At 43.1% G+C, this 23,613-nt stretch carries 19 protein-coding genes; 11 read left to right on the top strand and 8 right to left on the bottom strand.

What is annotated here, in order from left to right; all coding sequences use genetic code 11:
- Positions 1 to 212 precede the first annotated feature (212 nt).
- The 6 genes from HXT40_RS00330 (at position 213) to HXT40_RS00305 (ending at position 6,031) form a co-directional block, all read left to right on the top strand.
- Positions 213 to 1,574, top strand: coding sequence for an MATE family efflux transporter (locus tag HXT40_RS00330; RefSeq protein WP_102155557.1), 1,362 nt, complete (start codon positions 213 to 215; stop codon positions 1,572 to 1,574).
- Between the two features lie 65 nt (positions 1,575 to 1,639).
- On the top strand, positions 1,640 to 3,100 hold the full coding sequence (dnaB, locus tag HXT40_RS00325; protein WP_032835455.1) for a replicative DNA helicase: 1,461 nt from the start codon (positions 1,640 to 1,642) through the stop codon (positions 3,098 to 3,100).
- 15 nt (positions 3,101 to 3,115) lie between these two features.
- On the top strand, positions 3,116 to 4,534 hold the full coding sequence (locus HXT40_RS00320; protein WP_410310264.1) for a MurT ligase domain-containing protein: 1,419 nt from the start codon (positions 3,116 to 3,118) through the stop codon (positions 4,532 to 4,534).
- A gap of 5 nt (positions 4,535 to 4,539) precedes the next feature.
- Complete coding sequence (locus HXT40_RS00315; protein ID WP_410310263.1) at positions 4,540 to 5,334, top strand: type 1 glutamine amidotransferase; 795 nt, start codon at positions 4,540 to 4,542, stop codon at positions 5,332 to 5,334.
- 80 nt (positions 5,335 to 5,414) lie between these two features.
- Positions 5,415 to 5,612, top strand: coding sequence for a type II toxin-antitoxin system HicA family toxin (locus HXT40_RS00310; protein ID WP_032841657.1), 198 nt, complete (start codon positions 5,415 to 5,417; stop codon positions 5,610 to 5,612).
- The gene (locus tag HXT40_RS00305; RefSeq protein ID WP_012913716.1) at positions 5,612 to 6,031 is read left to right on the top strand and encodes a type II toxin-antitoxin system HicB family antitoxin; all 420 of its coding nucleotides are present in this window, start codon (positions 5,612 to 5,614) and stop codon (positions 6,029 to 6,031) included. Before HXT40_RS00310 ends, HXT40_RS00305 begins: the two co-directional genes overlap by 1 nt.
- Before the next feature lie 145 nt (positions 6,032 to 6,176).
- Here HXT40_RS00305 and upp read toward each other — a convergent pair whose 3' ends face one another.
- The 6 genes from upp to HXT40_RS00275 form a co-directional block, all read right to left on the bottom strand.
- A complete protein-coding gene (gene upp, locus HXT40_RS00300) occupies positions 6,177 to 6,815 on the bottom strand; it encodes a uracil phosphoribosyltransferase (RefSeq protein WP_004136544.1) in 639 nt (212 codons plus the stop codon).
- A gap of 329 nt (positions 6,816 to 7,144) precedes the next feature.
- Positions 7,145 to 7,798 carry a thymidine phosphorylase gene (locus tag HXT40_RS00295; protein ID WP_410310431.1) on the bottom strand — a complete coding sequence of 218 codons (654 nt, stop codon included), beginning with the start codon at positions 7,796 to 7,798 and terminating at the stop codon, positions 7,145 to 7,147.
- Between the two features lie 46 nt (positions 7,799 to 7,844).
- Positions 7,845 to 9,041 carry an NUDIX hydrolase gene (locus tag HXT40_RS00290; RefSeq protein WP_410310262.1) on the bottom strand — a complete coding sequence of 399 codons (1,197 nt, stop codon included), beginning with the start codon at positions 9,039 to 9,041 and terminating at the stop codon, positions 7,845 to 7,847.
- A 455-nt stretch (positions 9,042 to 9,496) separates the two neighbouring features.
- Positions 9,497 to 10,219: an RloB family protein gene (locus HXT40_RS00285; RefSeq protein WP_004110105.1), complete on the bottom strand. Its 723-nt coding sequence runs from the start codon at positions 10,217 to 10,219 to the stop codon at positions 9,497 to 9,499.
- 55 nt (positions 10,220 to 10,274) lie between these two features.
- Positions 10,275 to 11,600, bottom strand: a complete 1,326-nt coding sequence (locus tag HXT40_RS00280; RefSeq protein WP_033888543.1) for an AAA family ATPase — start codon at positions 11,598 to 11,600, stop codon at positions 10,275 to 10,277.
- Positions 11,601 to 11,998: 398 nt separating this feature from the next.
- The gene (locus HXT40_RS00275; RefSeq protein WP_004110091.1) at positions 11,999 to 14,236 is read right to left on the bottom strand and encodes an RNA degradosome polyphosphate kinase; all 2,238 of its coding nucleotides are present in this window, start codon (positions 14,234 to 14,236) and stop codon (positions 11,999 to 12,001) included.
- A 662-nt stretch (positions 14,237 to 14,898) separates the two neighbouring features.
- On the opposite strand from HXT40_RS00275, the gene HXT40_RS00270 reads away from it, so the two are divergent.
- From HXT40_RS00270 to HXT40_RS00255, 4 genes are all read left to right on the top strand, one after another.
- A complete protein-coding gene (locus tag HXT40_RS00270) occupies positions 14,899 to 15,630 on the top strand; it encodes an MIP/aquaporin family protein (RefSeq protein WP_116440305.1) in 732 nt (243 codons plus the stop codon).
- Between the two features lie 187 nt (positions 15,631 to 15,817).
- On the top strand, positions 15,818 to 16,867 hold the full coding sequence (locus tag HXT40_RS00265) for a glutamyl-Q tRNA(Asp) synthetase (RefSeq protein WP_032841656.1): 1,050 nt from the start codon (positions 15,818 to 15,820) through the stop codon (positions 16,865 to 16,867).
- A gap of 34 nt (positions 16,868 to 16,901) precedes the next feature.
- The gene (locus tag HXT40_RS00260) at positions 16,902 to 17,702 is read left to right on the top strand and encodes a YggS family pyridoxal phosphate-dependent enzyme (protein ID WP_004110083.1); all 801 of its coding nucleotides are present in this window, start codon (positions 16,902 to 16,904) and stop codon (positions 17,700 to 17,702) included.
- 21 nt (positions 17,703 to 17,723) lie between these two features.
- Positions 17,724 to 18,539 (top strand): fumarylacetoacetate hydrolase family protein, encoded by an 816-nt coding sequence (locus HXT40_RS00255; protein ID WP_004110082.1) that lies wholly within the window; start codon positions 17,724 to 17,726, stop codon positions 18,537 to 18,539.
- Positions 18,540 to 18,612: 73 nt separating this feature from the next.
- Here HXT40_RS00255 and HXT40_RS00250 read toward each other — a convergent pair whose 3' ends face one another.
- Together HXT40_RS00250 and HXT40_RS00245 are read right to left on the bottom strand one after the other, a co-directional pair.
- The gene (locus HXT40_RS00250) at positions 18,613 to 19,962 is read right to left on the bottom strand and encodes a hypothetical protein (RefSeq protein ID WP_240318946.1); all 1,350 of its coding nucleotides are present in this window, start codon (positions 19,960 to 19,962) and stop codon (positions 18,613 to 18,615) included.
- Positions 19,889 to 20,596: a cell wall hydrolase gene (locus HXT40_RS00245; protein ID WP_004110080.1), complete on the bottom strand. Its 708-nt coding sequence runs from the start codon at positions 20,594 to 20,596 to the stop codon at positions 19,889 to 19,891. The genes HXT40_RS00250 and HXT40_RS00245 overlap by 74 nt, the downstream gene beginning before the upstream one ends.
- Before the next feature lie 391 nt (positions 20,597 to 20,987).
- On the opposite strand from HXT40_RS00245, the gene clpB reads away from it, so the two are divergent.
- The gene (clpB, locus tag HXT40_RS00240; protein ID WP_416090898.1) at positions 20,988 to 23,582 is read left to right on the top strand and encodes an ATP-dependent chaperone ClpB; all 2,595 of its coding nucleotides are present in this window, start codon (positions 20,988 to 20,990) and stop codon (positions 23,580 to 23,582) included.
- Positions 23,583 to 23,613 lie beyond the last annotated feature (31 nt).

Raw genomic sequence — 23,613 nt, 5'->3', positions numbered from 1 at the left:
AGGCGTGTCTACGTGGATATCACACAAATTTATCCACATAGTGGGGATAACATTGTGGATATCCTGCGGATAACTTTTTAAAATAATATTTTTATTTGCGATTTACGCATATTTGTGTTACTTCACTCGCAATTGCTTTTGCATAAAATTTGTTAGCATATTGCAATTTTCTTTTATGCAAGCGTGACAAAGTAGCAGTAGAATGAAGCATTATGACAAATCAAAAGTTGGACAACCAGAACAAAAAAGACGTACTGCGCAATATTTGGCTACTAGCTGTACCGACTTTTGGACAGCTCATATCTGAGCCGGCATTTGTACTCATTGACACTGCTATTATTGGTCATATTGGCAAAAGTGCTCTAGCGGGTCTTTCTATTGGATCAACGGTACTTCTTACTACTACAGGTCTTTGCTTATTTTTGGCTTACAACACAACTTCACAGGTTGCGCGTCTTTTAGGCGCAGGTAAGCGTCAAGAAGGTTTTAGCATTGGAATGGATGGATTGTGGCTTGCATTATTGCTTGGCATAATTCTTACAGTCATACTTATTTTTGCCGCTGAACCGTTATGCTACGCAATAGGCGCGCGTGGCTCTACGTTGCAAAATGCTATTGTGTACACACAAATGGTTATGCCTGGATTGCCTGCGATGCTACTCGTATATGCAGCAAATGGCATATTTCGCGGTCTTTGCAACGTGCGCATAACATTATTTGCTGCTGTAAGTGGAGCTGTTCTAAATACTATTCTCGATATAATCGCAGTATTTGGTCTCAACATGGGAATTGCTGGTTCTGGTATTGCAACAATGATTGCGCAATGGTATATGGGACTTGTTCTCACTATTCCTGCAATTATTTGGGCTACTCAAAGTGGTGCGCGTCTCAAACCACATTTTCAGCATATTCTACATTCTGCTGGAACTGGTATGCCTTTGTTTGTTCGTACACTTGCATTGCGCGTGTGCATGGTAGCTACGGTTGTTACTGCGACCCATCTCGGCACCAATACTCTCGCTGCGTATCAGGTTGCTAATTCCTGTTGGAATTTTGTTATGAATATTTTGGATGCAATTGGTATTGCTGCGCAGACTATTGTTGCTGCAGCGCTAGGTGCAGGCTGTCGTAAGCGCGCAGGAATGATTACGCGTATTTGTGCTCAAGTGGGAGCTGTAAGCAGCGTAGGAGTCGGTTTATTCATGATTTTCGTGGGTTGGAGTTGCGCGCCACTATTTAGTCAGCATACAGATATTCAATTTTTAATTTCTGTAGGCATGACAATATTAGGATTGTTCTTGCCTCTTGCTGGATGGATGTGGGCACTAGATGGCGTATTAATTGGCGCAGGTGATCACCGTTACTTAGCAAAAGCTTGCTCAGTAATGGCTGCTGTGTATTTAACATTTTTGGCGCTCACAAGCGTTTTTGATGTCGTCGTCGATGCTAATGACGTGGTAAGAACTATTACTTTATGGGTTGTTTTAAATGCTGTTTATATTGGGGGGCGTGCAATAGGCAATAGTTTGCGCATAAGAAATGATACGTGGATGGATTCTGCGCTAAAAATGTAAATAAAGTTTTGTGTTAATGCATTTACGTTTTTTCATAATACGTGCGCGCGTTTATACTCGTTTTTATGGCAGATAATGATATGTGGCAATCTACTAAAGGCAATGTTATCCGCGCAGGGAGCAATCGTGGTGGCAATGGTGACGCCTCTGCATATGGTTCTGGCGTTGCAAATCGTGGTGCTGAAGTAGGTGCTACGTTGTTTGATCGTGTGCCTCCTCACGATGTTGATGCAGAAATGGCTGTGCTTGGCGGAATGCTTATGAGCAAAGATGCTATTGGCGAAGTGTCTCAATTGCTTGAAACATCAGATTTTTATTTACCGCAGCACCAAACAATTTATGATGCTATTCTTACGCTTTTTGCAGGATCCCAGCCTGTTGATGTTGTGCTTGTAGCTAACGAATTAATGAAAGATGGAAATCTCGATAAAGTTGGCGGAGCTGACTATTTGCACAGCCTAGTAGCTTCTGTGCCAACAGCCGCAAACGCAATGTACTACGCAGATATTGTGCACCAAAATGCTGTTCTTCGTAACGTTATTACTGCTGGCACAAAAATTGCGCAAATGGGCTATTCTGCTTCCGGAGCGCAAGCAGAAGATATTGTAAATCTTGCGCAATCAGAAGTGTATGAGATGAGTGCCGGCAAAGTGCGTCAAGATTACGTTGCTATTGGCCCAGTTTTGCAAAATACTCTTGATCAGCTCGATAAAATGCAAAATCATGAACTTGAGCAAGGTGTGCCGACTGGATTTAGAGATATTGACGAAGTTACTCAAGGTTTGCAGCCTGGTCAAATGATTGTTGTTGCTGGTCGTCCGGCTATGGGTAAGTCAACACTTGGCATTGATTTCGCTCGTTCAGCAGCACTGCACCACAATATGACGTCTATTGTGTTCTCTCTAGAAATGAGCAAAGTGGAATTGGCTCAGCGCATTATTGCTGCAGAAACTAATATTCCGCTTGCTGCTATGCGAAGAGCGGAAGATATTACTCCGGATCGTTGGAATACTCTTAATACTTTTTGGACAAAAATGCAAAACGCTCCGCTTTTTATTGATGACAGTCCAAATATGAGCTTGATGGAAATTCGCGCAAAATGCCGTCGTTTGAAGCAAACTAATGATCTGAAACTGGTAGTTATTGATTACCTTCAGCTGATGAGTTCCGGCAAGCGCGTGGAAAGCCGACAGCAGGAAGTTTCGGAATTCTCACGTGCGCTTAAGTTGCTTGCAAAAGAGCTTGAAGTGCCAGTTGTGGCATTGAGCCAGCTTAACCGAGGGCCGGAAATGCGAAACGACAAGAAACCACAGCTTTCAGATTTGCGCGAATCTGGTTCTATTGAGCAGGATGCTGACGTTGTGTTCCTAGTGCATCGCCCTGATTTTTACAATAAGGAAGATCGCCCAGGCGAAGCAGATATTATTATGGCAAAGCATCGTAACGGTCCTACTGACACGTTTAATCTTGCCTTCTTGGGTGCAACTTCCAAGTTCATGGATATGCCGCAAGACTACCAGCAATAAGGGGTGTGATTTAGTATGTCAAGCCGCGACCATGAATCGCATAAAAAGTTGCGTCAAAATTTGCATAAGCATTGGTACAGTTTTGCAATGCCTGCTGTTGGTAAACTTGTTTGCGCTCTTTCTAGGGTGCTACATCATGGCGGAAGCGCATTGCCGGGGAAAGTTATTGAGAGCCTTGATTCCGGCTTTCTAGCGCGTACTCTTGCATCATTGCCATACGGAATAGTTCTTATTTCCGGAACTAATGGCAAAACTACCACAACGCGTATGGTAACTTCTATGCTGCGTGACGCAGGGCTTAATGTATTTACTAATCCAACCGGTTCAAACTTTACTAGAGGAGTAGTGGCATCTCTTGCAAAAATAATGCCGGCTTTTGGCACAAAATTAAATGCGGATATTGCAGTTTTAGAGCTCGACGAAGCGTACGCAGTGCATTTTGTAAATCAAATCAAGCCTCGTTATTCTTTATTGCTAAATGTTATGCGAGATCAGCTCGATCGATTCGGCGAAATTGACACAACTGCAAAACTATTAAGCAATGTAGCTGCAGCAACTGAAGGAACGGTAGTGCTAAATCGCGAAGATTCACGTATTTGCGCGCTTGCAAAAGTTGTTCCTTCCGGGACTTGTGTGCGGTATTTTGGTTTGGATGACGCAGTAAAAAGCATGTTCCCAACGGATGATGATTTGCACAATACTGCTGAAAAAAGCGAAAATTGCAAAGATACTGCAGAAAGCAAGGCTAACAATCTTCCTAAAGTAGACGTTGTGCTTTCAAAAGTTGGAGACCATGAGGCCGAGTTTATACTTGATGGCAAGAGTAAAACCACATCTGTAAAACTCGACGGCGCTTACAACATTTTCAACGCTGCTGCAGCTGCAACAGTAGTTCGCGCTATATTAGCGGATGCTACAAAACAAAATTCTGCGCTGCAAAAATTCGACGACGACGCGCTTATGGAAGCGATTTCGCACGTAACTCCTGCTTTTGGTAGAGGAGAAGTAATTGAAGTTAATGGCGCTCCTGTTGAGCTTGTTTTAGTGAAGAATCCTATTGGTTTTAGACTTGCGATTGCTTCGGACCATCCACAAAATCACGATACCATGATTGCAATTTGTGACGAATACGCTGACGGTAGAGATATGAGCTGGCTGTGGGACGTTGATTTTGCAAGCTTTAGCGGCACTGGAGTTGCGTGTGTTTCGGGCACTCGCGCATGGGATATGGCTTTGCGGTTGCAATACGATAAGGTTGAGGCTCGCAATGTGAATACGGATTTGGAAGAAGATGCTAAAGCTTTTGTAAATGGCGATTTTAGTGGCAATACTAAAAATGCTAAGCGCATATATTGCACGTATACTGCTATGCTTCGCGTGCGCGCTGCTTTAGCACAACTTGCGGAAGTTAAAGACGTTGGAGTCGGAAAGTAATAGTCATGAATGGTTCCAGTGATATTAGTAAAGCAAATGCTACTTGTGAAGAAAATCGCGTGCTAGATATTGTGTCGCTATATCCAAAAGACATGAATATTTACGGCGACTACGGCAATGTGCTTACGATTATGCGCCGAGCGGAATTGTACGGTTACAAGCCCGTGTTGCACGAGTACAATGTTGGTGATTTATGGCCAGAGCGCGTGGATATGATTCTTGGCGGCGGCGGTCAAGATCATGGGCAAAGCAGAGTTACTGAAGATTTATTTGCGCGCGCAGACGCGATTCGTGAGCTTGCAGAAAATGGCGTTCCAATGCTTATGATTTGCGGACTTTACCAGCTTTTTGGAGAGTATTTTGAAACCGTTGAGGGCCAAAAGCTTAAAGGAATTGGAATACTTGGCGAGCATACAGTTGGTCAAGATGTGCGCATGATTGGAAATTTAGTAGAGCATAGTGCAGATTTTGGCGATATTGTGGGCTACGAGAACCATTCCGGGCGCACAAGCTTGCAAGATGGAACGCAGCCACTTGGATCGGTTGATAGTGAAAATTGCGGTAATAATGGCAAGGATCACACGGAAGGAGCGCGCAAATACAATGTTATTGGAACGTATATGCACGGCTCAGTTTTGCCGAAAAATCCGCGTCTGGCTGACTTTTTAATTCGTACTGCTGCACAAAATCGTTACAGCGAATTTTCGCCAAAGCAGACTGATGCTCAACTTGCAGAGCTTGCTAAATTAGACGAATTGGCCGAGCGCGCTCGCGAAGTGGCCGTAACTCGTCCGCGGTAAATGAGCATAGGCGTATGTATGATTTAGTAAAAATTTGATCAATTATTTTATTCTATGCGCATAGTGTGTATAATCTTTTTATGAGATACAAAGAGATTGAAAAACGTCTTAAGAAAGACGGATGGATACTTTTTGCACAGCGTGGAAGTCATTGCCAATTCGTACATAAAACCAAAACGGGTAAAGTCACAGTGCCTAAACATCCAGGTGATATTAACCCATCGGTTGTTAAGTCAATCTGGCGCCAGGCAGGAATTAGTGAGACAAAGGTGAAATGATGAAATTAGCGTATCCTGTTATTCTTACTCCATACGAAGATAATAGTGGGGGTTTTGTTGCAGAAGTTCCTGATTTGCCAGGGTGTGTAACTGGCGGTAGTAATCTTGCAGATGCTTTGATTATGGCAGAAGACGCAGCAAGCGGATGGGTTCTTACAGAACTAGAAAGTGGCAAGACTGCGCCAAAAGCTAGCGATATTAATGATATTGTTGTAGAAAATCCTAATTCAAAGTTATCTATGGTTGCGCTTGATATGGATTCTTATGCTGCAAAATACGGTTCTCAGTCAGTTCGCAAAAATGTTACTCTTCCAGCTTGGCTTGACACTTGGGCGCAAAAAGCTGGCATCAGCTACAGTGGGACTTTACGCGATGCTTTAGAATCTTTATATGCTAAAGGAGCTGTGAATAAAGCTTAGTTATATTAGAGCTATATTATCTGATTTGTAATGCAATATTGCGCAATCAATTAACACAAAAGCCTGCTGAACTTGCAAAGTGTTGCAAATCAGCAGGCTATTTTGTAGTTTTTGATTCTAGTTTTCGCTTGATTTGGTGAGTGTATTAATCAATCAAACCATACAAGCGGTCGCCAGCGTCGCCAAGACCTGGAACGATATAAGCTTTGTCGTTCAAATGCTCGTCAACAGCGCAAACAACAACCTTAAAATCGATGGAAGGATCAAGTTCCTTCTCCAAGCGCTCTAAGCCTTCTGGGGCTGCCAAAATGTTAATAGCAGTAACATCCTTAGCGCCGCGCTCAGCCAAATAATGCGTAGCGGCAATAAGAGTGCCACCAGTGGCAAGCATTGGGTCAAGAAGGAAGCATTGACGACCGGTCAAATCTTCTGGCAAACGGTTGGCATAAGTGACAATGTCGAGCGTCTGCTCGTCGCGCTTCATGCCAAGGAATCCAACCTCAGCGGTTGGAAGAAGGCGAGTCATGCCATCGAGCATGCCAAGACCAGCGCGCAAAACCGGCACAACCATTGGGCGTGGGCGGTTCAAATGCTTGCCAGTCATCTTGCAAATAGGAGTTTCAATCTCGCGATCGCTAACTTCCAAATTGCGGGTTGCTTCGTATGCTTCGAGGGTTACCAATTCGGAAACCAACTCGCGGAAAATATTAGAAGGTGTATTCTTATCACGCAAAACGGTGAGCTTGTGGTCCACCAGCGGATGATGTAAAACATGAAGATCCATACCTTCTAGGGTAATGCAAGCATGGCATGTTAAGCTATCGGCGTGCCGTTATTTTTGCGCAAAATATAAACAAATGTGAGTAAAATATATATTTTATCTAAAATTAGCTAGCAAAATCTAAAAACTAAAACTAAAACTAAAACTAAAACTAAAACTTAAAATTCAAGACTCAGAGCAGAAACGATACTGACTTGCGAAAGCGCCTGTCGGCGCAAACGCCGCTCGCAGCGGCAAAAAATGGAGCCCGGGGCTTAAACACAAGCCAGCATCATTTTGAGTATACCTTGTTTTCTGTTTTCACGCGCCGCACAATTTTAATCGCAAATAATTTATTCCAATTTTCCTGCGCGCCATAATTTCGCTCCATGAGCAAAAGATAACGAAAGTGCGTGTATATTTGCGGATATGTGCAAAACTTTTGCAATTTTCTGCGTGCGCATTGTATTTGCTTGCTCATCTAACTTTTTTGCGTAAACTCGCATTCCGCGCGCAATAATCGAAGTAAAAGCTGAAGCGCGGTAAAGAGCTACGGCAAAATCGCCTGTAAAAGCACCAGAAAGAATAGAGTCTGCAAGTTGCGCAATATCTTCTCCGGTAGGAGCGTCGTCAATTCCTGTAATAGCTGAAGCGCTTGTTGTTTCAGGCTCGCCAAGACTCCAGTACTCGGCGTAAGCTTCGCGCTGCTTTCGTAGAGACATGCGCAGTAAGTACAGTCGCCACAACATTCCAGGAATAGACTCTGCTTCCGCATGGCTCCACAAATCTGCAATAACTTCAATGCCCTCATTTTCAACCAAATTCAGCACGCGCTCAACAATTTCCGGCGACTGCGTTTTATGAACGCGGTTAAGCAGAACGGCGGCGGAGGTGTGGCTAATTTCGTTTACAACCTGCGGATCCGTGCCGCCTTCAATCTGCGTGAGCATTGCAGGATCCATTTGTGCAGGTCGGCTTGGGCGGGCAGAGCCTGTAGGACTTGGCATAAAAGCAGATCTGCTTGAATGAATAGAACTCGATTGCGAATTTAAACTAGTAGACACTTGGAAGAACCTTTTCAATATCAATAATGCGAGCGCCTTTAGGAGTGCTAATTATGTGCAAAACTATTGCGCTTCCTGTAGGCATATATGGAGATTTTTGACTGAATATGCGCTTGTGTGCTCTAGGTTTTGTTATTTCGCGCAAATAATCAAAGAAAGTGCCAATAACCGGTCGGTGCAAGCATATGACGGTTGCGTTGTTAGTTGTGCTTACATTGCTAGTTTTACTTGTATTTTGTGCGTTACACTCAAGATTTTGTATTTCGTTTATAAGCACAGACAATGTAGATTTTGGTTGTTTCTCGTGATGGTCTTCAGTAAGTTCCGCAACCTGTTCTATTTGAAGTGAAGAGTCGTGTGCAAAAGCCGCAACCGTTTCAACGCAACGCTTCCAAGGTGACGATATGATTTTATTCGGCGCGTAGCAGGCAAGCTCGCGTCCTAGAGCGTATGATGCGGCTGCTCCAAGAGGTGTGATTGGTCGAGTCGCTTCGCTTCCTTGCCAAGTTTTTCGAGACTCAGCTTTTCCGTGACGCACTAGAAGCAACGTGCTGTATTCTGCTTTACCTGCGTGGAGCTTTTCTAAGAAAGCGTCTAGCACTTCACGGTCGCTATCGTGCGTAAGCTTTTTTCGCGCTTGAGAAGGAGTAAGCCATAAAACATTGCCAATTTCAGTAGGTTTTGCTGGCTTAATTGGTCCGAAAGCAGGGAGACGCTTTGCTGCAGTTGGCTTGTCGATTAAGCGCATCATCCAGTAGTGGATTCGCTTTATTACTTCCGGCTGGGAATTGCGATTTTGGCTGCTATTTGATGAGCTGTTCTTGGAAGATTTTTTGCCTTCGCGCTCAAGCGGATACTCTATTTTGGCAATGTGTGGGCCTAGTGTGACTGAATATCCTGTTTCTTCTCCAACTTCGCGCACGGCTGTGTGGCGATGCGATTCGTTTGGCTCATTCTTTCCTTTTGGCCAGCTCCAATCGTCATATTTAGGACGGTAGACTAGGCAAAGCTCAAAATCGTCGTCGCTAGACTTTATTGCGCTGATTGGCTTATTTGCATGGTTTGGATTTATTGCATTGCTGCCTGTTTTTGTCTCTTCATCTGCATTTGAGCTGTTTGTAGTATTGCGCTTGCGATAAATAATTCCGCCAGCTGCTTCAACGTATTGCGTCGTTACTGCACTCATATTCACTATTTTAGCGGTTTTCTTTCGCAAATTTTAGTTATGCTTGGTTATTTATTGCAATTCGATTATTTGCTCATTTGGTTAGAGTCAATTTAGTTGCTGATTTTTGTATATTTGCGCTGCTTACGTTTATCATGGCCATGACTGTGATAAAAGTGTTGTGACTGTCATTTTCTCGTCCGTAACAGTGATTTTCGTATATATGACTGTCATTTTTTCGATTTTGAACGTGATTGGCTATATTTTGACAGTGATCTTATGTATTTTGACCGAGATGTGTCGACTTATGACAGTCATTTTGACTTCCGTGACTGTGATACCCCCCCCATTTATGGCTGTGATATCTCACCAATATCGCGCTATCATATCACTTACAACCTCTTTATAATTTCACGCGCCCCGCGTTCATTGCTGTTAATAGCAGCAATGAATGTGTATACAGTTACATTATTAATTCACAATCTTTCTGACAAATCTATTCCTGAAGCATGTTTGCATTCATTTAATATTGTTTCTACTATTTCTGGTACATCTGTCCAAGGAGCGTAGTTTGACTTTTGAGTTACTGACGGGTGATTTTTTCGCTTTTCTTTTTGCTCTGTTTGCATATGTTGTTTTGCGTTTTTAAAAGCATTCTCATAGTTTCCGGTTAATTTTTCTAATTGAATATGCTTATTTTTATTCCCAGTAGTGTTGTGCAGTAGTCCAAGTTCTTTTGCTTCTTTTTGGCAATCTCGCGTTTCTGTGCAAGAAAGAGGACAGCTTTTTATATGGTCAATAAGCCATACTTCGAAGCAAGGGTTGGAAATTACTAATTTTACTTTCCCGAAAGTTGAATCCGACTTAGATTGAGCTTGCTGAATTTTTTCTCCAAACTCATCAACGTCTGTTACAACCCATACCAGCGTAAAAGGATCGTAGTTTTCTTTTTTTGCTTCTTTGCAGTCTAATCTCTCAAGTTTAATCGCATAATTCGTTAAAGTGAGTGGATCTACGCCCTCTTTTTCTATGTTAATTGATTTATGAATATTCCATGATGTAGCACAATATTTACTTACTTCTGATTTTATATAGCTAAAATACTCAAACTCTGTAACTACACCGCCACAAACAATGAGGAATCTTTTATTTCGTTTCGACTGTTTCTTCGAACGGCCGTGTGATGGAACATGAACCATAGCCCGCTCCTCATGAATACTAGTGTTTTATATTGTTTTGAATACTGGTAGTGTTTTAGCTTCTGTTAGTATTTGTAAGTATTTCCGCAAAAACATCATATAGAGACGGTTGTGGTGCTGAAGCGTATATGTTGTGTTGATAGTTTTTACCAAAGTTTACATTGCGGTTTTCCCATTCCGTAAGTGGATGTAGTGAAGATTCGCCTAATGTATTTTTCTCTATAAACCAAATTTGATCTCTGTCGAGAATAGTTTTGTCGGTTCCAGAATTACTAATAAGACTTAAATCGTGAGTAGTAAAAATTAATTGCGATTGGTTAGGATTCGTTTCTGGATTACTGTAAAGCTTGAGTATTTCAGACACGAATTGCATGCTTAGACTTGTGTCGATTTCATCGATTAGAAGTATGGAATGTTTTGATAATGCATCTATAACGAAAGCAAATAGCAATAATGCTGTTTTAGTTCCTAAAGATTCAAAATCTTCAGGAAGTTGGCAATCTTTTTGACCAGAATGTGTAAACATTAAACGTGAAACACTGAATTTTTGCAATTTTTCAGTGTTTTCAGAAGTGTTATCTGTAAGTTTATTGTTGTCTCCGTCAAGTTCATTAAGAAGATTTGCGAGTCTCGCTAGTTTTTCTGATTGTTTAGCATCTAGCTGTTCGGATTGGACTGTTACACCTTTTAATCCTAAATCTGCATATTTTAGCAACTTGCTAATGTTGGATGCAAAATCTGGATTTTCTTGTAAAACTTTTATCAAATTATTGGAATACCTATCAAAGTCAACTGTTTTGCATTGCTGTGTAGAAGTTATTTCTTCGTATGCAGCTTGCAATGCTTGCACTCCTGATGCTGCAGCTGCAGATAAAAATAATGCGTTGTCTCTTGTAATTTTTTCTACAGTCTTCCCTATGGTTTTTAGGTTTGAGCCAAATCGCATTGGCTTGCCATGCTCTCGTTCAAACAGCACAGTTTTTCTGTTTGTTGTAGAGCGGAAAAGCCATAGTCCTTCTTCAATAATGTAATTATTATTGAAAGTGAACCAATATTTATATCTGTTGTTATCTTTTGCAATAAATTCTATAAAGAATGTTGAAGGTTTATTTTCAGACTCTTTGTTCAAAAGAAAAGGAAGTGCATTTATTTTTGAATTTGAGTTACCGCTTTTGAAGCTTCCTTCCACAAAATTTTTTAGAAATGCTATGCATTTTAACAGATTTGTTTTCCCTGAGGCATTTCCTCCGTAAATGGCTGCAAGAGTTGATACATCTGGATGAGGCCACGAACTGTTTTTTGCATGTACGGTTCTTTGCATGCTGAATTGTTGCGATTGACGAAAACTTAGTGCGTTTTCTACGCTAAAATTAAGCAACATAGTTGCCTCCAGTGTCCAGTTTGCTGTTTGTTTACAAGTAGCATCAAAATTTTTCTGATTATTATCTACTATCTACAGCGATATTCCTTAATATAATAATATCCTAAAATGTCATATTTACAATCTACAAACATTTTTTTGTATAAAATCTACATAAAAGCAGTTGAAAATTTAAAGAATAAGATTATTGTTCTCGCGCGTGTAATTGACTTGTACTAAAACATAGGCAACATAAATTCCCAAACTTCCTAAAACTGGCAAATGGTGCTGTAGAAATTTCGGCTATTGCCGGGAATGCTTGAGATTTAGCCAGATTATAAAGGAGTAATAAACACAACAAGAGCCAGAAACATGTTACTGAATCTGGCTCTTGCTTATTGTTTATTAGTTATTTGCGATTAATTCGCGCCGCGAGGCTTGCGCGTGTGAGTATGAATCAAGTAAGCCTGGCTGTCAACGAGCGGACGGCCTTCCTTATCACGAGAATGCAAGGTATACGTGCCGTCGCCATCCATCCACCACGAAACAGTTGAATCAGCCATTTGCAAATCAATATACTGAATTAATGCTTCAACTTGATCAGGCGCAGTAATGCGAACTAGGGTTTCAACTCGACGATCAAGATTGCGGTGCATTAAATCAGCCGAGCCAATCCACACTTCTGGACCACTTGCAGGACCGTCACCAATCTGCGGGCCACAAGAATTAGCGAACGCGTAAATACGGCTGTGCTCAAGGAATCGACCAAGAATAGAACGAACGCGAATATTCTCACTCAATCCCTCAATGCCAGGCTTCAGTGAGCAAATTCCACGCTCAACAATATCAATCTTCACGCCAGCTTGAGAAGCACGGTATAAAGCGTCAATAGTTTGCTCATCAACTACGGAATTGACCTTAATCTTAATCCACGCTTCCTTGCCAGCAAGAGCTGCGGCTTCCTCGCGGCGAATACGCTGAATAATGCCAGTGCGAACGGTTCGTGGAGCTACAAGTAAGCGATGGAAGCTTGACTTTGGGGCATAACCGGAAAGCTGGTTAAACAAGCGAGTCAAATCCTGTCCGACTACAGGATCGCAAGTAAGCAACCCCAAATCAGTGTAAAGGCGAGCAGTCTTAGGATTGTAATTACCTGTGCCAACGTGGCAGTAGCGACGCAACCCTTCTGCTTCTTGGCGTACCACGAGTGAAAGCTTGCAGTGAGTCTTCAAACCAACAATGCCGTACACAACGTGAACGCCTGCGCGCTCAAGCTTACGAGCCCAAGCAATATTTGCGTCTTCGTCAAATCGTGCCTTAATCTCAACCAGCGCAAGTACCTGTTTGCCAGCGTGAGCTGCGTCAACAAGAGCGTCAATAATTGGCGAATTGCTAGACGTTCGATACAAAGTTTGCTTAATTGCAAGCACTTTTGGATCTGCAGCAGCCTGCGCGAGGAATGCCTGTACAGAAGTAGAGAACGAATCGTAAGGATGATGCAGCAAAATGTCATGCTCGCGAATAGAAGCGAAAATATCTTGAGCGTGGCTAGTTTCAACTTCCGCAATCTGACGGTTCGTAGTAGGAATAAACGGACGATACTTCAAATCTGGGCGGTCAAGCGCCTGCAATTCAAACAATACCGTCATATCAAGCGGCGAAGGCAAGCGATAGACTTCCTCAGGGCTTACGCGAAGTTGATTTGCAAGAAGCTGAGAAAGGAATGGGCTGGCCTCGTTAGAAATTTCCAAACGAATTGGCGGCCCAAAGCGGCGGCGAAGAAGTTCCTTCTCCATAGCGTTAAGCAAGTTTTCTGCATCGTCTTCCTCAACGTCAATATCTTCGTTACGCGTAACGCGGAAAGAGCGAGCTTCCTTAATAATCATTCCTGGGAAAAGTGATTCCAAGTGTGCTGCAATCAGCTTTTCCATAGTGATGAAGCCGTAGCGCTCTTCGCGACCTTCTTCGTCTGTTAAATCGTCAACTGGTACAAGGCGATTCAAATTATCTGGAATTTTTACGCGCGCAAAATGCGACTTTCCAGAATTTGGATTTTCGACGATAACAGCCAAGTTAATAGACTTGCCGGAAATGTATGGGAATGGGTGAGCAGGATCCACTGCAAGAGGCGTAAGAACAGGGAATACTTGCTTTTTGTAGTAATCAGACAAACGTGCTTTTTCTGATTCTGTAAGCTTATCCCAGCTGAGCAACACAATGCGCTGTTTGGCAAGCTCAGGAAGAATGTGCTCAATAACATAGTGAGCGTGCTCATCTTGACGGCGGTGAGTTACTTCACTAATAGCGCGCAATTGCTGACGAGGGCTTAAGCCGGATGCTGCAGTTACTGCTATTCCAGAATCTATTCTGCGCTTTAATCCTGCAACTCGAACCATAAAGAATTCGTCGAGATTTGACGCAAAGATAGCAGCAAAATTAGCGCGTTCAAGAAGTGGCAAATCTGTATTCTGAGCCAACTCGAGCACGCGACGATTGAACTTCAACCAGCTTAATTCTCGGTCGAAGAAACGATCTTTTGGCAACGGTAGCTCACCCTCACGAGCTTCACGCTTTTCTGCCTTTTCATCTTCGGCGATGTGTTCGGCAATTTGACCGCGCAGTATCGCCTTTGAGGGAGCGTCAAAAATTTGTACCATATTCTGTAATTGTATGCGTTGCAAGGGAAGTGCGCGACTGAGTGTCGATTTTATTGCTTGCTTTGCGCTCTAAAAATATCTTGCGACACGCCGGAGTGTGTCTCATGCGAACGTAATTTAACATGATAACCTTTGCATGTTCACAAAATGCCGCAAGAGTTGCGATTTTTCGTGTGCAATTGAACAGTAGTGACAATATGTTAACAAAGGCTAATTTGCTCTTTACTATTAGGCAAAAAACGATGATAATAATAATTACAAAAACAAAAAAGAGATAGCGGTAACCCACAAAAGTGTATGGATATGAAATCCGTGGACGTTGGACGGGATATTTAAGACTTTAACCGTTGCAACGAGGATGTTGTGAAGATGAAACCGCAGATATTGTTTTTGTAGATAAGAGGCTCGCCAAGGTGGCGGGCCTCTTTTGGTGTGAGGGCGATTTTACTATTTACGCAGACTGTCGCGCGTATAAGGGAAACTATCAAAGAATAAATGTTGGAATTCATTTTCTTAGCTTCTTTGAAAATGAGAATATATTGTGTTCCATGCTGTGCTAATCGCAATTGCGAGTTGTTGGACGATTGTTAAGCGACGAGTCGTTATTTATACGCGTGATTACGTGTGTGGAGTTTGAAACAAGTAAGAAGGATCGAAGGACCATGCAACATTCGTTTATGGCAATGTTGGCTGCAGAATTTATTGGCACTGCTATTCTCATGATTTTCGGAAACGGTGCTGTAGCAAACGTTGAATTAAAAAATACTAAAGGACACCATGCTGGCTGGCTAAATATTGCTATGGGCTACGGTTTTGGCGTGATGTTCCCAGTGCTCATGTTTGGCGGAATCTCAGGTGCGCATATCAATCCTGCTATGACAATTGCGCAAGCTGTAAACGGCATGTTCCCGTGGGCTAACGTTGCGCCTTATATTGTAGCTCAGCTTTTAGGCGCGCTGGTTGGTCAGCTTATTGTGTACGTAACTTATTTGCCGCATTACAACGAAACTGAGGAGTCAGAAGCAATTCTTGGCACTTTCTGCACTACGGATGCGTATAACAACAAAATTAACTACCTCCTTAACGAGTTCTTCGGCACGCTTGTGCTTGTTTTAGCTGCACTTTGCTGCCTTACTTCTCCTTGGGGTGAGAAGAATTTGGCTGGCGCTTCAATCGTCGTTGGCTTCGTTGTTTGGGGCTTGGTGACTTCTATGGGTGGTCCAACTGGTCCTGCTTTGAATCCTGCTCGTGATCTTATGCCGCGTTTGCTTCACGCAATTTTGCCAATTCCGCACAAGGGATCTTCTCGCTGGGGTGAAGCGTGGATTCCAGTTATTGCTCCTATTGCCGGCGCAATCTTGGGTGTGGTTATGTATAAGTCGTTATTTGCATAAAACATTTGCTTTTAACTGTGATTGATTGCGGTTTATTGCGATTGTAAGAAGCGCGTAATGCTAGTATGAATGCGTTACGCGCTTTTTATTTTGCAAGCTTATGCTTTGCAAGCTTGTGCTTATTAAGAAAAATATTGGAAAAGATTTTAAGAAAGATTTTAAGAAAGATTTTAAGAAAGACGAAATCATGTTTTCAAAGTCAACTATTGCAATTGGTCGTTTTGCGCCGACTCCTTCCGGGCGTATGCATATTGGAAACATGGTAGCAATGTTGGCTGCGTGGCTTTCTGCAAAATCGCAGGGTGGCCACATGCTTTTGCGTTTGGAAGATCTTGATATTGCGCGAATGCCGAAAGATGCTAGCGCGCGAGTTATTGACGATTTGAAGTGGGCTGGTCTTGATTGGGTTGGTGAGCCTACTTATCAGCATAAGCGCACTGCAATCTACCAAGAAGCTCTTGATGCGTTAGAATCTTTGCAAGATGCTGACGGAAATTCGTTGATTTACCCGTGTTTTTGCTCGCGTTCCGATATTCGTGCAATCGCAGCTCCGCAAGAAGGCGACGGTTTTATACGCTACCCGGGTACGTGCAGAAATCTGTGCAAAACTGCGGAAGGCTTGGCGCAAATCGAAAGGCGTTTGCAAAATAACCAGCAACATTCTTTGCGACTTGCAGTGCCGTCTGCTGATTCGCTGCAAGCAAATGTGAGTTTTGAAGACGCGATTTTTGGCGCGCAATCGTTTAACATTAATCGCGATTTGGGAGATATGGTGATTCGCCGCGCGGATGGCGTTTTTTCTTATCAGCTTGCGGTTGTTGTTGACGATGTTTTGAGCGGAGTAAATGATATTGTGCGCGGCCGCGATTTGCTTCGTTCGGCAGCGCTTCAAATTTGGATTGGTGAGCTGCTTGAAAAATCGGGATTTTTTGCGGCTTATGGCGTGCACTATGTGCGTCCGCAATTTGCGCATTTACCGCTGATTGATAACGCACAAGGCGAGCGACTTGCAAAAAGTAAGCACTCGCTAGACGTCGGTGCTCTTCGTGAATCTGGCTGGAGTGCCGAGCGCATGATTGGCTATTGCATGTATCTTTTGGGATACAAAAAGCCTGGTCAAAATCAGCCTGTAGATATGAGTGCCGACGATGCGCTTGCGTTATTTAAAAGCCTTGACACGCCGTGGGGTTCTGTTCGCGCAAACCTAGCCGACAAATCCGTGCCCTTCCTCGACTAAACTATGTATTTAGATTGATAGATTGGGGCAATAAATGGCATATATGGCGCAAAAAGATTTAGCGAATACTGAGGTTGATTGTGTTCGTGCGCGTCAAATTGCCGACGGCGTGCACAGCGTGCAAGACGCCATTGCTCAAGCCGAATCGCATTATGGTCGCAAAGCTGAGTCGGTTACGCTACTTGCCGCAACTAAAACGCGAGATGTTGGCGAAATTATGGCAGCGCTTAAAGCTGGGGTGAGAGTAATTGGGGAAAATCGCCCACAAGAAATCGTTGCAAAAGCCGAAATTTTACGCGCGGAAGCTGCTAGAGAAGGTTTAAGCGTTGGTGTAAACGGCGAAATTCCGCTCTACTTAATCGGTCAACTGCAAAGCAATAAAATAAACAAAGTTTTACCACTTGCAAATGGTATTCAGTCGGTTGACGGCATTGAACTTGCGCAAAAGATATCTGCTCGCGCGCAAAATTTGGGACTTTGTGTAGACGTTATGTTGGAAGTGAACGTTTCGGGAGAAGCTACGAAATCGGGGTGCGCGCCAGAACGCGCGATTGACGAAGCGTTCGCTATATCTAGTCTTCCGGCACTTAATTTGCACGGATTTATGACGCTTGGAGCGCGCGTGGATGATGAAACAATAGTGAGAAGCGGTTTCGCAAAATTGCGAGAAATTAGAGATTGTGTGAGTAAACAACTCGTGCAAGATTATGATGGAAGCTCTGTAAAATTAGAGCTTTCGATGGGAATGTCTGGTGATTTTGCGTGGGCGATTGCCGAAGGTTCAACAATGGTCAGAATCGGTTCGGCAATCTTTGGCCCACGCGCATTTGTGTAGTGTGCTGCGTAATCTTGAACTATGAGAATTGCACGTTTTTCATATAATGAAGTTCCGCAATACGCTTTCGTTCAAAAAGACAAAGCCGACGGTAAAGATTATTTAGTAGCGCTTGAAGGTCATCCTTTAAGCTCGCAAGGAGTTAAACCAACTGGTAAACGTTACGCGTTGGATGCGGATGGCGTGCGCTTGCTTGTACCTGTAATTCCTTCGAAAGTTTACGGCTTGGCAAAAAATTACGATACACGTTCCGACGATGAGCGCGCTACTTCTTCTGCGGCTTCTTCACATACTGCTGCAGATATGGTGATTTTTACAAAGCCGAGCACTTCTGTAATAGGACCTGACGATCCGATTGTTATTCCTACTTGCTCAAACGACATGAATTTTGAGCCAGAAGTGGCAGTTGTTATGGGCAAAATCGCCAAAAATGTGACGGCAGATACTGCAATGAATTACGTTTTTGGCTTTACATGCGTAAACGACGTAACTTTACGAGATTGCGCAGGAAGCGACCCAATGTGGACGCGCGCAAAAGGTTTCGACACTTCTTGCCCGCTTGGACCTTGGATTACAACCGAGCTAAATTGGCGCGATGCACATATTTCATTTACGCTTAATGGTGAAAATGTGCCAGAAGCGAGTGGCACCACAGCTCGACTTATTCACAGTATTCCTGAGCAAATTGCTGCGATTTCAAGCTTCTCAACGCTTCTTCCGGGAGATGTGATTTTGACAGGAACTCCATACCCGGCTGGGACTTTACGCGCGGGTGACGAAGCTATCGTGCACGTAGATGGCATTGGCTCTTTGCGAAACGTTGTTGTAAGTGAATAAGAGTTAAAGGAAAGGGTGTCTTATTTGTAAGACACCCCTAAGTTTTTCCATAAACTGTAATTTAGCAAATCGTCTACATTTGTGGATTAATTGCAAAATCGCTGAAATGACATCCATCTACTTTCCCAGCAAGAAGATTACTTGTTGTGTTATCAAAATGCACGGTTTGTTGTAGTTTAAAATTCTTTTTGTTAAGAAAATACAATGTAGATTGTGGTGTCTTTTCTCCATTTGCGTTATCTAAAATTGCTATAGCATTTTTAGTGGTTTGCATCCAATATCTTTTTGGATTGAACTTGCTTGAAGTATTTACTGGGATGGTAAATGTAATTTGCGTTTTCCCAGTAATTGTATTAATTTTATACAGCGCGCCTGTGCCTTGGTCGAGTGCTAAGAGCTCGCGATCATTGAGCATTGTCCTATTCCCATATGAAATATTTTCAAAATCGTGTTTTTCCCCATAGTTATAGGCTATGCGCTTATTTTGCAAGGTTAGCGGTATAAAATCGAATTTTCCTGATTGCGTATTCCACCGATTAATACCGTACGTGGTGAAAGTGAATTCAGGATCGTCTTTTTTATATTCCGTTGTGTCTCCAATCGAAATGATGGTGTTGCGAATGCAAGGAGCTGTATCGTTTCCTATCGTAGAAAAACTATGTACCGTCGTTTCAGAATTTTTGAGTATATGTTTTATGGGTATTGAATCTTGGAGTTTTTTTATTACGAATCCATTTGTTCCATTAAAACTATTAGTTCCATTGTCGCTGGGGCTAATGGTGTACGTGCCACTCTCGCAAGCGCTCGATACATCATATATACGTGATTGCATAATATCTGTATTTCGCGGTTTGCCAAGGGTAATACTATTGAATTCGAGTTGATTTTTCCTAGTGCGAGTAAAACCGTGGTCAAGAACACTAATAACTTCGTGCTGATTATTTTCAAAAATTCCAGCTTGTGCAGCAGGTAATTTTTTGTGATGTTTAATTGCAATACGCATGTTACTTTTTTGGGCAAGGAAATAGTCAAATTTAGCGTCTACGAAATACAAACCATCAGTGTTCCATAATATGTTAGGAGATTCAATGGCAGAAGTGGTAATAGTTTGAGAAGTTCCATCGTTGTTGAGTAATACGATGAATCCATCTCGCTTCTTCTCTTTGCCGGCAGTCATGTCACTTATTGCCACAGCGCCAACGGCATGTGAAAGATTTGCTTGTTTATAACTAATTTGTGTAGGCATCTGCTGCCAAAACAGTAGAAACAATATAGCTGATGCGATGACGGTGGCAGAAAAGCACAGTAAAACAATAATTATCTTCTTGCTTAATTGTTTCATCTTGTCATCAAAGCTTTCTGTATGTTGTGGCTTTTGTTGTTTTTTCAAGATCCCAAGGCCAGACGAGTTCATCGTTGCCATCGTCAATGTCTATTCCAGCGCCATATTTATAAGAAGCCCAGACTAATTGCGCGCAATGTAGTCCTCCCCAGTCGTTTTTATGCGGTTGGAAGAAAGCACTATTATATCCACGACCGATATAAGTTCGAGCTCGATCTGCAGCTTTTGCTCTATTGGCATTAGATGTATTAACAGAACGTATTATTGCTCCTGGAGCTACAAGAGTCTTGAAAGCTAGTTTTTCTCTAGCTACTTCTCCTGGTCCTACTGCCTCAACAATTTTATTTTTTTGCGAGTAAATGCCTGTGTGACCATGTAGTCCTGCAGGAGTGAAATAAAAATCACCACGATGTTGAGCGTTTGGTAGCGTTATAGTTGTTTGGCTGGAAGATTTATCTTGTTGGTATTTATTGATATTTGGATTTTGCAATAATTCCATTTCTGCATCGAGCGCTTTTTCTTTGCTCCAATGATGATATTGAGCTATTTCTTGCACGCTTTTATCTAGCTTTTCTTTATTTACGTAATAGGGTAACGCATTTGCAAAATTTGATAATTTATCATCATATGATTCTTTGGCAAAAGCGGAAGATGTAGGCCATAGTACGCATAAAACAGCTGCAATTGTAATTGTTTTAAAAAGTTTCTTATTCATAATAGCCTCATTGTTATTGTGGATAATTTTACCTGTAATATGTCGCCGACGATATATTTATATTGTAGATTATTTGCAGAAGTCAGTCTATAAAATATTCGTAAAACATTGCAATTTCACCTTAAATATGCAACATGTGATTGATTTTAGGGAATAGCCCTTAATCTTGATTTCAAAACTTGAGTCTAGTACACTCAAGTTTTAGGAATAAAGTTATAGGAAAATCTGTTATACGTATCAGATACATGAAAGTGAAAGCTCGTTAGAACTCGAAAGTATTGTCAAAAAGCTTGAAGTTGCAACGAAAGTTGCAATAAAAATTGCAATAAAAGTTGCAGCGATTTGACTTAACTGAAATGGTTTCTACAGCTTTCGTGGAAATGAGGTAGATATGGAACAAAAGTTTACAACCTTAGCGCAAGACGCATTAAGTGATGCTGTGCAAAGTGCAGCGGCTGCTGGCAATGCGCAAGTAGATACGTTACATTTGGCAGATGCTTTACTTCGTCAAGAGCAGGGCGTCGTTCGCGCGCTTATTGCGCAAACGGGGGCAGATGCGCAACAAATCGGTGCTGAAATTCGCAACGCATTAGTGTCATTGCCTTCATCTACTGGCTCAACTACAACTAAGCCAGATGCAAGCCGTCAGCTTTTGGCTGCGCTAAGCCAGGCAGAAAAAGAAATGCGCGCAATGGGAGACGAATACGTTTCTACGGAGCACATGCTTATTGGCATAGTTGCGAGCGCGCCGAATGCAGTTGCGGATATTTTCAAAAAGCACAACGTTTCCGCAGACGCGTTGCGAAAAGCTGTGCCAACTGTACGCGGAGGCACAAAAGTTACAAGCCCAGACGCGGAAGGCAACTACAAAGCGCTCGAAAAGTATTCAGTTGATATGACAGCGCGCGCTCGCGAGGGAAAGCTTGACCCTGTGATTGGGCGCGACCAGGAGATTCGTCGCGTAATTCAGATTCTTTCTCGCCGCACGAAGAACAATCCTGTGCTGATTGGCGAGCCGGGCGTTGGAAAAACGGCAGTTGTAGAAGGATTAGCTCAGCGAATCGTTGCAGGGGATGTGCCTACGACTTTGCAAAACAAGCGTCTTATCAGTCTTGACTTGGCTTCGATGGTTGCAGGTTCGAAGTATCGCGGCGAGTTTGAGGAACGCTTAAAAGCAGTGTTGAAGGAAATTCAACAATCAGACGGTCAAATTATTACGTTTATTGACGAAATTCACACTGTTGTTGGCGCGGGATCTGCAGAAGGTTCAATGGATGCTGGCAATATGCTTAAGCCAATGCTTGCGCGCGGTGAGCTGCGCTTGGTTGGCGCGACTACGCTTAACGAGTATCGTGAGCATATTGAAAAGGATTCTGCGCTTGAACGCAGATTCCAGCAAGTGTTTGTTGGCGAGCCATCTGTTGAAGATACGGTGACGATTTTGCGTGGACTTAAGCAACGTTACGAAGCGCACCACAAGGTGACGATTAGTGACGATGCAATCGTAGCTGCAGCAACGCTTTCAAACCGCTATATTACCGGTCGTCAGCTTCCAGATAAGGCGATTGATTTGGTGGATGAAGCGGCAGCTCACTTGCGTATGGAGCTTGATTCTCAGCCAGAAGAAATCGATGAATTGCAGCGCAAAGTTACGCGTCTTGAAATGGAGGAAATGCAATTAAAGAAAGCGGAAGATGCTGCTGCGCGCGAACGCTTAGAAAAGTTGCAAGAAGAATTAGCTAACTCGCGCGAAAAGCTTGCTGGATTGAAAGCGCGTTGGGATGCGGAAAAGGCTGGTCACAACAAGGTTGGTGATTTGCGAGCGCAACTCGATGCTAAGCGCGTAGAAGCCGACAAATTCACGCGTGAAGGCAACTTGGAGCAAGCAAGCCGTATTTTGTATGGCGAAATCCCAAGCATTCAAAAAGCTTTGGAAGAAGCAGAGTCCGAGGCTGCTAACGCTAAGAGTGAAGCGAAAGAGCCGATGGTTCCAGACCAGGTTGACGCTGATTCTATTGCAGGAGTTGTTAGCGAATGGACGGGCATTCCTGTTGGTCGCTTGATGCAAGGCGAAAATGAGAAGCTCCTAAACATGGAAAAGGAGCTTTCTAAGCGTGTGGTTGGTCAAAGCGAAGCAATTCAGGCTATAGCGGATGCTGTGCGCAGAAGCCGTGCTGGAATTGCAGACCCGAATCGCCCGACTGGTTCGTTCCTATTCTTGGGTCCTACTGGCGTTGGCAAGACGGAGCTTGCTAAGGCTCTTGCTGACTTTTTGTTTGACGACGAGCGTGCAATGGTTCGCATTGATATGAGCGAGTACATGGAAAAGGCTTCCGTTTCGCGTCTAATCGGTGCTGCTCCTGGTTACATTGGCTATGAGGAAGGCGGCCAGCTTACTGAAGCTGTGCGTAGGCGTCCGTATTCTGTAGTGCTTTTTGACGAAGTTGAGAAGGCACATCCGGAAGTATTCGACGTTTTGTTGCAGGTTTTGGATGATGGTCGTTTGACTGACGGTCAGGGTAGAACGGTTGATTTTACGAATACGATTTTGATTATGACGTCAAACTTGGGTTCGCAATTCCTTGTGCAAGAAGGCTTGGACGATGCTGCTAAACGTAAAGCTGTTATGAACGCTGTTCACGCTGAGTTTAAGCCAGAGTTCATCAACCGTTTGGATGAACTTGTTATGTTCCATCCGCTTACTCGTGAAGAGCTTGGTGGAATTGTGGATATTCAAGTTCGTCAAGTGGCTGCGCGCTTGAGCGACCGCCGCATTAGCTTGGATGTGAGTGACTCTGCTCGCACTTGGCTTGCGGAGCATGGCTACGATCCAGTTTATGGTGCTCGTCCTTTGCGCAGATTGGTTCAAACGGAAATTGGCGACCAGCTTGCGCGATTGTTGCTTTCTGGAAAGGTGCATGATGGCGCTCGCGTAGTTGCAGATTGTGAGAATACTAGCGACCATGTGACCCTAAAGATTGCGTAGTGCCTGCATTCTTTAATGTAGTCAAATAATG

This window comes from Gardnerella sp. DNF01180P, from assembly GCF_049244205.1.
Classification (GTDB): domain Bacteria; phylum Actinomycetota; class Actinomycetes; order Actinomycetales; family Bifidobacteriaceae; genus Bifidobacterium; species Bifidobacterium swidsinskii.
Note: the sequence above shows the minus strand (reverse complement) of the source record. Positions and strands in the feature narration are given on the sequence as shown.

What these genes read in the sequence shown, in the direction of transcription:
- HXT40_RS00330 (WP_102155557.1), top strand. Translation starts at nt 213, where the DNA reads ATGACAAATCAAAAGTTGGACAACCAGAACAAAAAAGACGTACTGCGC.
- dnaB (WP_032835455.1), top strand. Translation starts at nt 1,640, where the DNA reads ATGGCAGATAATGATATGTGGCAATCTACTAAAGGCAATGTTATCCGC.
- HXT40_RS00320 (WP_410310264.1), top strand. Translation starts at nt 3,116, where the DNA reads ATGTCAAGCCGCGACCATGAATCGCATAAAAAGTTGCGTCAAAATTTG.
- HXT40_RS00315 (WP_410310263.1), top strand. Translation starts at nt 4,540, where the DNA reads ATGAATGGTTCCAGTGATATTAGTAAAGCAAATGCTACTTGTGAAGAA.
- HXT40_RS00310 (WP_032841657.1), top strand. Translation starts at nt 5,415, where the DNA reads ATGAGATACAAAGAGATTGAAAAACGTCTTAAGAAAGACGGATGGATA.
- HXT40_RS00305 (WP_012913716.1), top strand. Translation starts at nt 5,612, where the DNA reads ATGAAATTAGCGTATCCTGTTATTCTTACTCCATACGAAGATAATAGT.
- upp (WP_004136544.1), bottom strand. Translation starts at nt 6,815, where the DNA reads ATGGATCTTCATGTTTTACATCATCCGCTGGTGGACCACAAGCTCACC.
- HXT40_RS00295 (WP_410310431.1), bottom strand. Translation starts at nt 7,798, where the DNA reads ATGCCAAGTCCTACAGGCTCTGCCCGCCCAAGCCGACCTGCACAAATG.
- HXT40_RS00290 (WP_410310262.1), bottom strand. Translation starts at nt 9,041, where the DNA reads ATGAGTGCAGTAACGACGCAATACGTTGAAGCAGCTGGCGGAATTATT.
- HXT40_RS00285 (WP_004110105.1), bottom strand. Translation starts at nt 10,219, where the DNA reads ATGGTTCATGTTCCATCACACGGCCGTTCGAAGAAACAGTCGAAACGA.
- HXT40_RS00280 (WP_033888543.1), bottom strand. Translation starts at nt 11,600, where the DNA reads ATGTTGCTTAATTTTAGCGTAGAAAACGCACTAAGTTTTCGTCAATCG.
- HXT40_RS00275 (WP_004110091.1), bottom strand. Translation starts at nt 14,236, where the DNA reads ATGGTACAAATTTTTGACGCTCCCTCAAAGGCGATACTGCGCGGTCAA.
- HXT40_RS00270 (WP_116440305.1), top strand. Translation starts at nt 14,899, where the DNA reads ATGCAACATTCGTTTATGGCAATGTTGGCTGCAGAATTTATTGGCACT.
- HXT40_RS00265 (WP_032841656.1), top strand. Translation starts at nt 15,818, where the DNA reads ATGTTTTCAAAGTCAACTATTGCAATTGGTCGTTTTGCGCCGACTCCT.
- HXT40_RS00260 (WP_004110083.1), top strand. Translation starts at nt 16,902, where the DNA reads ATGGCATATATGGCGCAAAAAGATTTAGCGAATACTGAGGTTGATTGT.
- HXT40_RS00255 (WP_004110082.1), top strand. Translation starts at nt 17,724, where the DNA reads ATGAGAATTGCACGTTTTTCATATAATGAAGTTCCGCAATACGCTTTC.
- HXT40_RS00250 (WP_240318946.1), bottom strand. Translation starts at nt 19,962, where the DNA reads ATGGCAACGATGAACTCGTCTGGCCTTGGGATCTTGAAAAAACAACAA.
- HXT40_RS00245 (WP_004110080.1), bottom strand. Translation starts at nt 20,596, where the DNA reads ATGAATAAGAAACTTTTTAAAACAATTACAATTGCAGCTGTTTTATGC.
- clpB (WP_416090898.1), top strand. Translation starts at nt 20,988, where the DNA reads ATGGAACAAAAGTTTACAACCTTAGCGCAAGACGCATTAAGTGATGCT.